Genomic DNA, 12,495 nt, shown 5'->3' on the forward strand with positions numbered 1-12,495 from the left:
TGAGGGACAATGAACGCTCTGCCAGGGCGGGTTGATCGCAGAGGGGACGCATGTCGGAGGCGGAGCAGGCACGGGAGCCCCAACGGGACAAGGACGGACGTCTCCTTGCGGGGCGCTACCGGCTCGGGGAGGTGCTCGGCCGGGGCGGTATGGGCACGGTCTGGCGTGCCGTCGACGAGACGCTGGGCCGCACGGTCGCGGTCAAGGAACTGCGGTTCCCCTCGGCCATCGACGACGACGAGAAGCGACGGCTCATCACACGCACGCTGCGTGAGGCGAAGGCGATCGCCAGGATCCGCAACAACGGCGCGGTGACGGTCTACGACGTGGTCGACGAGGACGACCGGCCGTGGATCGTGATGGAGCTCATCGAGGGCAAGTCCCTCGCCGAAGCCGTGCGCGAGGACGGCGTGCTGACGCCGAAGCGCGCCGCCGAGGTCGGCCTCGCCATCCTCGACGTACTGCGCCTGGCGCACCGCGAGGGCATCCTGCACCGCGATGTGAAGCCGTCCAACGTGCTGATCGCCGAGGACGGCCGGGTCGTGCTGACCGACTTCGGTATCGCCCAGGTGGAGGGCGACCCGTCCGTCACCTCCACGGGCATGCTCGTCGGTGCCCCCTCGTACATCTCTCCCGAGCGCGCCCGCGGCCACAAGCCGGGTCCGCCCGCCGACCTCTGGTCGCTCGGCGGACTGCTGTACGCGAGCGTCGAGGGCTCCCCGCCGTACGACAAGGGGTCGGCCATCGCCACCCTGACCGCGGTGATGACCGAGCCGCTCGACCCGCCGAAGAACGCCGGTCCGCTGGAGGAGGTCATCTACGGCCTGCTCGCCAAGGACCCCGAGCAGCGGCTCGACGACGCGGGCGCCCGCGCCCTGCTCAACGGCGTGATCCACGCCCCCGAGAAGCCGGACCCGGTGGTGCCCCCGCCCGCCGAGGCCACCCAGGTCATGACGCTGCCCGAGTCGCCGGCCGAACCCCGCGCCAAGGCGACGCCGAAGGCCGCGGAACAGGGTGAGGGCACACGGGACCGGCTGCGGGGCGCACTGCGCTCGGTGCGGAACGCGAAGGGGGCACCGGCCGCCGCGGCCGCGGCCTCGGCCACCGTGCCGCCCAGGCCCTCGGGCTCCCCCTCGGCCGGTGGCGCGGGCACCCCCGCGAAGCCCGCCCGGCCCGCGGCCACGGCCTCCACCGCCGTACCGCCGCAGCGCCCGGCGACGTCACCGGCCACCCCGCCCCGGGCGTCCCTCACGGACGTGGTCCCGCGCCGCACCCTGGCGATCATCGCGGCGGTGATCGTGCTCGCCGTGATCGGCACGATCCTGGCGCTCACGGCCGGCGGGGACGACACGGACAACGCGGGCAACAAGGGCGGCAAGGGCGACAAGTCCACCTCGGCCGGACCCTCGGCGTCGACCGGTGGCTCCACGGAGACCGACAGCGGCAAGGACCAGGGCAAGGGCCAGGACCGGAGCGGCGACCAGAGCCAGGGGCCGGGCGAGGACAAGGGCAAGGACAGCGGAAAGGACAGCGGCAAGGACAGCGGCAAGGGCGACAAGCCGGGTGACGCGCTGCCCGCCGGGTTCAAGAAGGTCACGAACAAGAAGTTCCACTTCACGATGGCCATGCCCGAGGACTTCCGGTTCAGTAAGACGGCGGGCAGCAACTCCGGTGGCATCTACAACGTCAGCGGCGGCTTCCCCCGTGTCCAGGTCGACTACACCGATTCGCCCGGTGACGACGCGGCCGGGGCCTGGAACGCCGCGAAGGGCGGCGTCGCCGCCAGCAGCAACGGCTACCGCCATCTCGGCGTCAAGAAGGTCCAGTACAACGGCTACCCGACCGTCGCCGACTGGCAGTTCGAGCGCACCCAGCAGGGCGAGCGGGTCCGGGTGCTCAACCGGGGCTTCAAGGTCGACGCCACCCACGGCTACGCGATCATGGTCAGCTGCAAGGCGGACGAGTGGGACGGCGCGGAGTGCCGGACGCTGCGCAAGACCGCGTTCGACACCTTCAAGCCCACCGACTGACCCATGGGGGAAAAGGGCCGGGATGCGACGACCCGGCCGCGTGGCCGTCACTTGCCACGTATCGTGAGAACCTGAAGACCGTACGCAGCCAGAACGGCGGGTCAATTGCACGGTAAGTGACCGCAATTGATGGATCGACGCGGTCTTCGCGGCCGGAGGGACAGCGCGCTCTGGGGAGGCGTCGTGGACGACTACGCGGGTCGGGTGCTTGCCGACCGCTACCGCCTTCCGCTGCCTTCGGACGATGAGTACGAAGCGGTCGAGACCAGGGCGTTCGACACCTACAGCGGGCAGGAAGTCCTGGTCCGGCAGGTGCCGTTGCCCGAGGTGGTGGACGCCGAGGTGCTCGACGGCGACGGTCCGGCGCCGATGGCCCGTCGAGCCACCGGCCGGGCCGTGCGCGCACCTGCGGACCCGGCGGTCCGGCGCGCCGTGGAGGCCGCGCAGGCGGCGGCCCAGGTGCCCGACCACCCCAGGCTCGTCCAGGTCTTCGACGTGTTCGCCGAGCAGGGCTCGCTCTGGATCGTGAGTGAACTCGTCCCGGCCCGACCGCTCGCCGCCCTGCTCACGGAGCGGCCGCTCAACCCCTTCCGGGCCGCCGAGATCGGTTCCGACGTGCTGACCGCGCTGCGGGTGCTGCACGCCCACGGCTGGACCCACCGGAACATCACCGTCCGCACGGTGCTGATCTGTGACGACGGCCGCGTCGCGCTGACCGGCCTGGCGGCCGGCGCGGCGGAGGAGGCGCTCTGCGGCTATGTACCGACACCGCAGCCCGACGAGGACGAGGACGGGGACGGGGACGGATACGGGCACGGGAGCGGGCACGGGCACGACGACGAGGCCGGCTTCCGCCGCCCGGCGATCGCAACGGGCCCTGCCGGGACGTACGCACCGCCTCCGCCGGCCATACCGCCCATGCCGACCGTGCCCGCCCCTCCGGCCGGGGTACCGGCCTCACGCGGCCCGGCGGCGATAGAGGCCGGCCGGGCGACCGGCGGCCCCCACGACGATGACGACGCCGATCCGCACCGTGAGGATCTGCACGGCGAGGGCCCGTACGACGAGGATGCGCACGGCGGCGATCCGCGCGACGAGGACCCGTACGACGACGGCGACCGCCCCGACGGCACCCGCGGCGGGGCGACGGACGCCGCGCACCTGCGGGCCGCGCGCGCCGGGGCCATCGCCGCCTACCGCGAGGGCGCCCGCGCCGCCGCACGCGTCACCGAGGACCGGCACCGCGCCGGTGCGGCCGGGGCGGAGGACACCGGCAGCCTGCCGGTCCAGCGTTCCGCACGGCCGGAGACCACCGGACCGGCCGCCCCCCGGAGCCACGCCACCGACGACCTGTACGGCGACGACCCGTACAGCGACGACCCGTACACCAAGGACCTGCACGCCCACGACCCGTACACCAAGGACCTGCACGCCCACGACCCGTACGCCGAGACCTCCCACGACGACCGGGACGACGACGACGGCGACGAGGACGGCCGGCCGCCCGCGCGGCGGCTGCATCTCACCGGCTCCTGGAGCGACGGCCCCATGTCCGGGCGCCCCGTCCCCGCCGGAGGATCGGACGTCCGGCGCCGCGACGACCCCCCGGCCCCGCCCGCGCACCGCCCCGGCGGGCAGCGGCAGCCGGACCGCTGGGACGAGGCCGCCGGGAGCGGCCGTACCGGCTCCGCCTACCGGGGCCCCGCCACGCCCCTCGCCGCCGAGCGCGCCCGGCAGGCCCGGATCGCCGTGGTCGGCGCGGTCACCGAACGCTGGGCGCCCGAGCAGGCCGGCCCCGTCCACGAGAACTGGCGGCTGGCCCCGCCGATCGGACCCGCCACCGACCTCTGGGCACTGGGCGCGCTGCTCTACCGCGCCGTCCAGGGCCATGCCCCCTACCCCGAGGAGAACGCGGCCGAGCTCGTCCAGATGGTGTGCGGGGAGCCGCCCGCCTTCGCCGAGGAGTGCGGCCCGCTGCGCCCCGTCGTCGAGTCCCTGCTGCGCCAGGACCCCACCGAGCGCCCGGACTTCGAGGAGCTGAGCGGCTGGCTGCGCTCCCTGGTGCGCTCGGCGCCCGAGCCCGAGGCCGGGCTGGACGTCGTACCCCTGCCGTCCGCCGACAGCGCCCGGCTTCCCGTCGTGCGCCGCCGGGGCGAGCTGGTCCGCAGACGGCGCGGCCGGAGCGCGGCCCACGGCCGTCACCGCCACACCAAGGACAAGGCCGGCCGACAGGACCGACGGGACCACCAGGACCGACAGGACCATCACGACCGGCACGACCAACAGGTCGGACTGGACATTCTCGGGGCCGAGCGGGCGCCCCGGCCTCCCCGGCCGCCGCGCGAGCCCAAGGGCCCCAAGGCGCTGCGCACCCCGCCCCGCCCCCAGGACGGCGAGCGGCGGGCGCCGCGGCGGCTCGGACGGCTGCTCCTGGTACTGATCCTGCTGGCCCTTGTCGCGGCCATCGCGTACGCCGTGATGTTCATGCCCAAGGCGGGCACCGAACCGGGCACGGGCTCCACGGGCCCGGCATCGTCGACGTCCGGTTCGCCGGAGCCCGGCACCGGCGACTCCGGGGCCTCGCGGCCATCCGGTGCACAGCAGCCGCAGACCAGCCGCTCCGCCGTCGCGCTCGCCCCCGGCTACACCCTGCGCAAGGACGCGGAGGGCTTCGAGGTCGGCGTGCCCAAGGGCTGGCAGCGCACTCCCGCCAACGCGGACCGTCAGATCCGCTACGGCCGCGACGGCTTCAGCCTGCTGATCGTCCCGGGCCGTGACACCGTCAAGGCCGGCGGCGACGACCCGCTGGCGTACCAGGCCGACAAGGAGCTGGAGTTGCAGCAGTTCCGCGACTCCACCTGGTCGGGGTCGAGCGGGCTGCGCCGGATCGACGTCGGGCGACAGGCCATGGCGGAGGGCCAGTTCACCTGGCAGGACGCGTCGGGGCGCGAGGTGTACGCACGCAACCTCGTGATGGCCGTGGGCGGCCGGTACCACATCATCCAGGTCATCGGCCCGGAGAACCGGCGCGACAAGGTTTCGGACATCTACGAACAAGCCATCTCCTCCTACCGCGTGACACCCTGAACCCTCTGCGTGCATCACCGGGCCGATGGGGAAGCGACAAGCATCACAGTGCGGTCTCGTGGGCGGTGCGAGGTTCCGTGGCCGTGCGTCCGCTCCGTAATCTGGCACCCGAGGAACGGGGCGGGGACACGTGGATCGATCACAGGGCACGGACACGGGACTGTTGCTGGCCGGAAGGTATCGGCTGGGCGAAGTCCTCGGGCGCGGCGGCATGGGCAAGGTCTGGCGCGCCCACGACGAGGTGCTGCACCGCACCGTGGCCGTCAAGGAGTTGACCGCCGGTCTGTACGTCGCGGAGGCCGACCGGATCGTGCTGCACGCCCGCACGCAGAAGGAGGCCCGCGCGGCCGCCCGGATCACGCACCCGGGCGTGGTCACCGTGCACGACGTGATCGAGTACGACAACCGGCCCTGGATCGTCATGCAGTACGTCGACGGACCGTCCCTCGCGGATGCCGCCAAGGAGTCCGGCGAGATCGAGCCGCGCGAGGCCGCCAGGATCGGCCTCCATGTGCTGAGCGCCCTGCGCGCCGCGCACGGGGCGGGAGTCCTGCACCGTGACGTGAAGCCGGGCAACGTGCTCCTCGCCAAGGACGGCCAGGTGCTGCTCACCGACTTCGGGATCGCCGCCATCGAGGGCGACTCGACCATCACCAGGACCGGCGAACTGGTCGGCTCCATCGACTATCTGGCGCCCGAGCGGGTACGCGGGGGTGACCCGGGCCCGGCGTCCGACCTGTGGTCGCTCGGCGCCACGCTCTACACCGCGGTCGAGGGGCGCTCGCCGTTCCGCCGCACGTCCCCGATCTCCACCATGCAGGCCGTCGTCGCCGACGAACCCCCGCCGCCGTCGCAGGCCGGCCCACTGGCCCCCGTGATCACCGCGCTGCTGCGCAAGGAGCCGGACGAGCGCCCGTCGGCCGCGGAGACGGAGCGGATGCTGCTGGACGCCATGGAGGGCCGCGCGCCCGTGGCGGCGCAGGCGTACGTGCCGACGCAGAGGGTCCCCGACGAGGTCCTGCGCTCGCTGGGCCCGGACGGTCCCTCCGGGCCCGGAACCACTCAACTGCCCCAGCCGGCGACTCCCGCACCGGCCCCGGCCCCGGCACCGGCCCCGGCGGCCCGGCGCAGCCGCTGGCGCACCGCGGTCCTGGTCATCGCGGCCGCGGCGCTGGTCGGCGGCGGCGCGGGACTCGCCGCGATGAAGTACGGCGACCGGACGGAGGACACCACCGGACGCGAGGGCACGGGCACGCACGCGCCCGTCGACCCCGGGAAGCCCGACGACGGCAAGCCCGACGCCAAGGCTCCGCCCTCGGCCAAGCCCGACGCGCCGGTGAAGGAAGTGCCCGACGGCTGGAAGCGGGTGAACGACCCCGAGGGCTTCAGCCTGACCGTGCCCGAGGGCTGGGAGCGCCGGGCGGACGGCAACCAGATCGACTACACCCCGGACAACGGTGTGCACTACATCCGGATCAGCATCGACCCGGAGCCCGACTTCGACAACCCGTACATGCACATGCTGAGCCTGGAGACGCAGCTCGCCGAACGGCTGCCCGGCTACCAGCGCAAGACCCTGCACTCCAACACCTACCGGGACCGGCCCGGATCGCTCTGGGAGTTCACCTGGACCGAGACCAAGGACCACCCGGGCCCGCGCCACGCCATCGACCAGATGTACTTCGGGGAGCAGGGCGGTCCGGAGTACGCGCTGTACATGACGGGCCCGGCGGACGACTGGGACACGACCCGGGCGCAGTTCGACACGATGCTGCGCGGATGGCGGGCGCCCGGCAGCTCCGGCTGAGGTCCGCCGGACCGTTCCGCGAGCACGGGGCTCCTGATCAGGGGCTTTGTTGCCAGTGATCGCTGGCTCGTTTGTGGGGAGTGTGAAAACCCGTTACTCACGGGTACCCAAAGTGTGCGGCTGGACGTACTCTCGCCCTCATGACGGACTCGCAGGCCTCCACATCCACCTCCGCAGCCCCGCTCGGCACCAATCCGGTGGCCGTCGCCCCCGCAGGGGTGCGCACCGCCGCCGATGTGGTGACCCCCGAGGTGGTCGCCCGGCTGACCCGGGGCGTGGCCGGATCGGGCCGTACGGCCAACCACACCCCCTTCACCGGGGAGAAGCTGGCCGACCTGCCGGAGTCCACCCCCGAGGACGTGGCGGGCGCCTTCGAGCGGGCCCGTGCCGCCCAGCCGGCCTGGGCCGCGACACCCGTCCGTGCCAGGGCCGCCGTGCTGCTCCGCTTCCACGACCTCGTCCTCAGCCGCCAGGCCGAGGTGCTCGACCTCATCCAGCTGGAGACCGGCAAGGCCCGGCTGCACGCCCACGAGGAGGTGCAGGCCGTCGCCGTCGCGGCCCGCCACTACGGGCGCAGGGCCGGCTCGTACCTGAAGCCGAAGCGGCACACCGGAGTCGTACCGACCCTCACCAAGGTCACCGAGCTGCGCCAGCCGCGCGGCGTCGTCGGGCAGATCGCCCCGTGGAACTACCCGCTCGAGTTGTCCGTCGGCGACGCGCTGCCCGCGTTCGTCTCCGGCAACGCCGTTGTGATGAAGCCCGACACGGAGACCGCGCTGACCGCGCTGTGGGCCCGTGACCTGCTGATCGAGGCCGGACTGCCCGCCGAGGTCTTCCAGGTCGTGCTCGGCGAGGGACCCGTCGTCGGCCCCGAGGTCGTCAAGCACGCCGACTACGTCTCGTTCACCGGCTCCACCCGCACCGGCCGCGAGGTCGCGCAGGGCGCGGCGGCCCGGCTCGTCGGCGTCTCGCTGGAGCTCGGCGGCAAGAACGCCATGCTGGTCCTGAAGGACGCCGACGTGGAGAAGGCCGCCGCGGGCGCCGTCCGCGCCTGCTTCTCCTCCGCGGGTCAGCTCTGCATCTCCATCGAGCGGCTGTACGTCCACGAGTCGATCGCCGACGACTTCGTGGCCCGCTTCGCCGCCCGCACGAAGGCCATGCGGCTCGGCAACTCCCTCGCCTACGGCGCCGACATGGGCTCCCTGGTCGGTGAACGCCAGCTGGAGACCGTCACCCGTCATGTCGCCGAGGCCGTCGAGAAGGGCGCCCGGCTCGTCGCGGGCGGGGTCGCCCGGCCCGACATCGGCCCGCTGTTCTACGAGCCGACCATCCTCGACGGCGTCGAGGCTCCGATGGCCGTCTGCAACGAGGAGACCTTCGGACCGGTCGTCTCCATCTACCGCTTCACCGACGAGGACGAGGCCGTCGCCCTCGCCAACGCCACCCCGTACGGCCTGAACTCCAGTGTCTGGACCAAGGACTCCGGGCGCGGCCACCGGGTCGCCGCCCGGCTGCGGACCGGCACCGTCAACATCAACGAGGGGTACGCCCCCGCGTACGGCAGCGTGCAGTCCCCGATGGGCGGCATGAAGGACTCCGGCCTCGGCCGACGGCACGGCTCCGAGGGCATCCTCAAGTACACCGAGGCGCAGACCGTCGCCCAGCAGCGGCTGATCCCGCTCGCCCCGTCCTTCGGCATGGACGACGAGAAGTACGCGGCGTTCATGAGCGCCAGTCTCAAGGCGATGAAGGCGTTCCGCCTGCGCTGACACCGGTGGTACCGCAGCACCCTCCGCCCGTTCCGCACCGAGGAGAGCCATGTCCCAGGACAGCCCTGCCCAGAATCGGCCCGTCGCGCCGGGGAACACCGACGACGCCCACGACTACGACGTGCTCGTCGTCGGCTCGGGCTTCGGCGGTGCGGTGTCGGCCCTGCGGCTGACCGAGAAGGGGTACCGCGTCGGGGTGCTGGAGGCGGGCCGCCGTTTCACCCGGTCCGAACTGCCCAGGAACTCCTGGGACCTGAAGAACTTCCTGTGGGCTCCGACGCTCGGTCTGTACGGCATCCAGCGCATCCACCTGCTGGGCAACGTCATGGTGCTGGCCGGCGCGGGTGTCGGCGGCGGTTCGCTGAACTACGCCAACACCCTGTACGAGCCGCTCGCGCCGTTCTTCGACGACCCGCAGTGGAAGGACATCACCGACTGGCGCGAGGAGCTGGGCCCGTACTACGACCAGGCCAAGCGGATGCTGGGGGTCCGGCTCAATCCGACCATGACCCCGTCGGACGTCCACCTGAAGGCGACCGCGCAGGCCATGGGCATCGGCGACACCTTCCACATGGCGCCGGTGGGCGTCTTCTTCGGGGACGGCGAGGACGGCGACGGTACGGCGAAGGCCCGGCCGGGCGGCGAGGTCGCCGACCCGTTCTTCGGCGGGGCGGGGCCCTCCCGCAAGGCCTGCACCGAGTGCGGCGAATGCATGACCGGCTGCCGGCACGGCGCGAAGAACACCCTCAACGAGAACTACCTCCACCTCGCCGAGAAGGCGGGCGCGGTCGTCCACCCGATGACCTCGGTCGTCGCGGTCACCGAGAACTCCAAGGGCGGCTACGCGGTCAGGACCCTTCCCACCGACAACCGGAAGAAGGGGAAGGGCCGTACGTTCACCGCCCGCGAGGTCGTCGTCGCCGCGGGCACGTACGGCACCCAGACACTGCTGCACCGGATGAAGGACACCGGCCTGCTGCCCCGGATATCGTCCCGGCTCGGCGAGCTGACCCGCACCAACTCCGAGGGCCTGGTCGGCTCGCAGACCAGCGACCGGCGCTACCGGAAGAAGCACGGGGCCGCGCGGGCCGACTTCACCCGCGGCGTCGCCATCACCTCCTCGATCCACCCGGACGAGAACACGCACATCGAGCCGGTCCGCTACGGCAAGGGCTCCAACTCCATGGGAGCGCTGACCGTCCTCCAGGTGCCGTACGGCGCGCACCGGGTGCGCAGGTGGCTGCTCGAACTGGTCAAGCACCCCACGCTCGCGGCCCGGTCGCTCTCCAACCGCCGCTGGTCGGAACGGACCATCATCGGGCTCGTCATGCAGTCGCTCGACAACTCCCTGACGACGTACCGCAAGCCGGGCGGCGTGGGAAAGGGCCTGCTCACCGCCCGGCAGGGGCACGGCGCGCCCAATCCGACCCAGATCGAGGCGGCGACGCGCAGCGCCAAGCTGCTCGCCGAGGAGATCAACGGCTTCGCGGGTTCGAACGTGGGCGAACTGATGGGCACCCCGCTCACCGCGCACTTCCTCGGCGGCTGCCCCATCGGCGCCACCGCCGACGCCGGGGTGATCGACCCGTACCACCGGCTCTACGGGCACCCCGGCATCTCGGTGGTCGACGGCTCGGCGGTCTCCGCGAACCTCGGCGTCAACCCCTCGCTCACCATCACCGCACAGGCCGAGCGCGCCATGTCCTTCTGGCCCAACAAGGGCGAGGCGGACCCGCGTCCGGCGCAGGGCGAGGCGTACGAGCGGCTGTCCGCGGTCGAGCCGCGGACACCGGCCGTGCCCAAGGACGCCTTCGGCGCGCTGAAGCTGCCGTTCCTCGGGCTGCCGGCCGTCCCGCCGAGGAAGAAGCCGTAAGGGCCGGCCGCAAGGGCAGCAGAAAGGGGCTGCACCCCCCTCCGAGTGCAGCCCCTCCATGCTCACGGTGAACCGGTGCGTCACACGCCGGCTTCACCGTTCCTGCGGCGCCGCACGATGAACATCGCGCCCGCGCCGAGCACCACGGCCGCCCCGCCCGCGGTGGCGAACACCGGCAGCGCGGAGGACGAACCGGTCTCCGCGAGGCTGCCGGAGACCTTGCCCGCCGGGTTGTCGGCCGGCTTCGTGGACGGGACCGGGGCACTGCCACCGGTCTGCGGCGTCGAACCGCTCCCGCCCGACTCCACGATCTTGAACCTGTACGCGATGTCGCTGATGCCCGCGCAGTCCTTGTCGCCCACGTACAGACCGGCACCGAGCGTGAAGCCGGCGCCGACGGGGGCGGTCGGCTTCACATTGATGCGCAGCGGGATGTCGACCTCGTACCCCGCGGGCATCTCGTCGGACCGGCCGACGTAACCGACCGCGCGGCCGTCCTCGCTGAGCTCCACCCACTTGTCGGTCTCCGGGTCGAGGGCCTGGAGGCTGACCTGCTTCGAGCGGAAGAGGTCGTCGCCCTCCTCGTCGGAGGAGGCGCCCGCGAAGTAGTCGATCTTCCTCACGGTGGACTTCGAGGAGTTGTAGACGTTCATCTTGAACGTGTGCCAGCCGCTGCCCCGGGCGATCCGGCCGGGCAGGCCGTTGATGGAGATGTCCAGGTCGGACTTGGCGCACTCCGCCGGCTCCGCCGGGTCCTCGGACTCCGACGGGGTGGCGGACGCGGACGACGAGGCGCTCGCCGAATCCGTCGGGGTCGCGCCGACGGCCTCGTCCGGGCCGGTGCTACCGGCGGACTCGGACTCCTCGCCCGGACCGGGCTCGCCGGGTTCCCCGGAGGACTCCTCGGCGGGTGCGGAGGCGGACGCGTCCGGCTCGGCCGCCGTCGGGGTCCCGGAATCGCTCGGCGAAGGTGAGCCGGTGGCCTCCGCGGCGGCGGTGGTCCCGTCCGTGGCCACGGCGAGCGCGGCGGGGGCGGCCAGGACCGCGGCAGGGGCGATGACCGCCGTGGCGGCGGCGAGCGCCAGGGCGCGGCGAAGCTTCATGGTGACCTCAGGAGTCCGGCGTACCGCGAGGGGCGGTACGGGGTCGGGACGGGCCCGCCGTGTAGGGGGCACGAGCGGGGCCGGTGGTTCCGCATGGTTGACCCGCGGTCCGCCGCAAAGGTTGTCCGGATACTCACAGAACCTTTATGTGACGCCGCTCACGTCCGCAATCGGGAGAAAGGGCCCCCGGGGCCGGGAAGCGGCCGGTGGGGGCCCTGGGAGGCCTCGGACGCGGCCGGCTCCGGGCGTCCCCGGAGCCGGCCGTTTCCTGGGGTGACCGGTCTGCTGTCCCCTGCCGACCGGTCACGCACGCTGGGGCGCGGTCCCACGGCGCACCTGCGGTACGCCACACGCTCCAGCGGAGCCCACGCGTGGTTTCCTTCCAGAGCCGCCCCTGGCTGGCACGGACACCGGGACCAACGAAGCCGCGCCGGACCCGGTCACGCGCCGTACGGGTGAGAGTGGGCCCGAACTGGGATACGCCGGGGTACCCGGGGCCCGCCGGGTGTCAGGCCCGGCCGCGGCACAGCTCCAGCAGCGTCATGGCGAGCGAGGTGCCGGGCCTGCCGAGCGCGTCCCGGTACGAGGCGAGGATCTCCATCTCGCGCGAGAGGCTGATCCGGCGGCCGCCGGAGGTGATCCGGGCCTCCTGGATGACCGCGGAGACGGCCATCCGCTCCTGGACGAGCCCGATGATCCGGTCGTCGAGGGTGTCGATCCGGGTCCGTGCGTCGTCGATCAGCGCGGCGGCCTCCTCGGTGTGCGCACCGGTCTTCTCGGCGGTGGTCTTCGCGGCGGTGCTCTTCGCGGGGGCGGTGCTGGTCAT

7 protein-coding genes are annotated in these 12,495 nt (G+C 72.9%); 5 read left to right on the forward strand and 2 right to left on the reverse strand.

The window, feature by feature from the left end:
- The first annotated feature begins 50 nt into the window (after window positions 1-50).
- The 5 genes from ACWCPY_RS01810 (at window position 51) to ACWCPY_RS01830 (ending at window position 10,566) form a co-directional block, all read left to right on the forward strand.
- Complete coding sequence (locus tag ACWCPY_RS01810; protein WP_451262296.1) at window positions 51-2,030, forward strand: protein kinase domain-containing protein; 1,980 nt, start codon at window positions 51-53, stop codon at window positions 2,028-2,030.
- A gap of 183 nt (window positions 2,031-2,213) precedes the next feature.
- Window positions 2,214-5,117: a protein kinase domain-containing protein gene (locus tag ACWCPY_RS01815; protein WP_451262297.1), complete on the forward strand. Its 2,904-nt coding sequence runs from the start codon at window positions 2,214-2,216 to the stop codon at window positions 5,115-5,117.
- A 130-nt stretch (window positions 5,118-5,247) separates the two neighbouring features.
- The gene (locus ACWCPY_RS01820; RefSeq protein ID WP_451262298.1) at window positions 5,248-6,924 is read left to right on the forward strand and encodes a protein kinase domain-containing protein; all 1,677 of its coding nucleotides are present in this window, start codon (window positions 5,248-5,250) and stop codon (window positions 6,922-6,924) included.
- A 140-nt stretch (window positions 6,925-7,064) separates the two neighbouring features.
- On the forward strand, window positions 7,065-8,693 hold the full coding sequence (locus ACWCPY_RS01825; RefSeq protein ID WP_451262299.1) for a succinic semialdehyde dehydrogenase: 1,629 nt from the start codon (window positions 7,065-7,067) through the stop codon (window positions 8,691-8,693).
- A 49-nt stretch (window positions 8,694-8,742) separates the two neighbouring features.
- Complete coding sequence (locus tag ACWCPY_RS01830; RefSeq protein WP_451262300.1) at window positions 8,743-10,566, forward strand: GMC oxidoreductase; 1,824 nt, start codon at window positions 8,743-8,745, stop codon at window positions 10,564-10,566.
- 80 nt (window positions 10,567-10,646) lie between these two features.
- Here ACWCPY_RS01830 and ACWCPY_RS01835 read toward each other — a convergent pair whose 3' ends face one another.
- Both ACWCPY_RS01835 and ACWCPY_RS01840 read right to left on the reverse strand, forming a co-directional pair.
- Window positions 10,647-11,669, reverse strand: a complete 1,023-nt coding sequence (locus ACWCPY_RS01835; RefSeq protein WP_451262301.1) for an LAETG motif-containing sortase-dependent surface protein — start codon at window positions 11,667-11,669, stop codon at window positions 10,647-10,649.
- A gap of 508 nt (window positions 11,670-12,177) precedes the next feature.
- Window positions 12,178-12,495, reverse strand: a complete 318-nt coding sequence (locus ACWCPY_RS01840; protein ID WP_451262303.1) for a chorismate mutase — start codon at window positions 12,493-12,495, stop codon at window positions 12,178-12,180.

The sequence above is a fragment of the Streptomyces sp. NPDC002403 genome, from assembly GCF_053593015.1.

What these genes read in the sequence shown, in the direction of transcription:
- ACWCPY_RS01840 (WP_451262303.1), bottom strand. Translation starts at nt 12,495, where the DNA reads ATGACCAGCACCGCCCCCGCGAAGAGCACCGCCGCGAAGACCACCGCC.
- ACWCPY_RS01825 (WP_451262299.1), top strand. Translation starts at nt 7,065, where the DNA reads ATGACGGACTCGCAGGCCTCCACATCCACCTCCGCAGCCCCGCTCGGC.
- ACWCPY_RS01835 (WP_451262301.1), bottom strand. Translation starts at nt 11,669, where the DNA reads ATGAAGCTTCGCCGCGCCCTGGCGCTCGCCGCCGCCACGGCGGTCATC.
- ACWCPY_RS01830 (WP_451262300.1), top strand. Translation starts at nt 8,743, where the DNA reads ATGTCCCAGGACAGCCCTGCCCAGAATCGGCCCGTCGCGCCGGGGAAC.
- ACWCPY_RS01810 (WP_451262296.1), top strand. Translation starts at nt 51, where the DNA reads ATGTCGGAGGCGGAGCAGGCACGGGAGCCCCAACGGGACAAGGACGGA.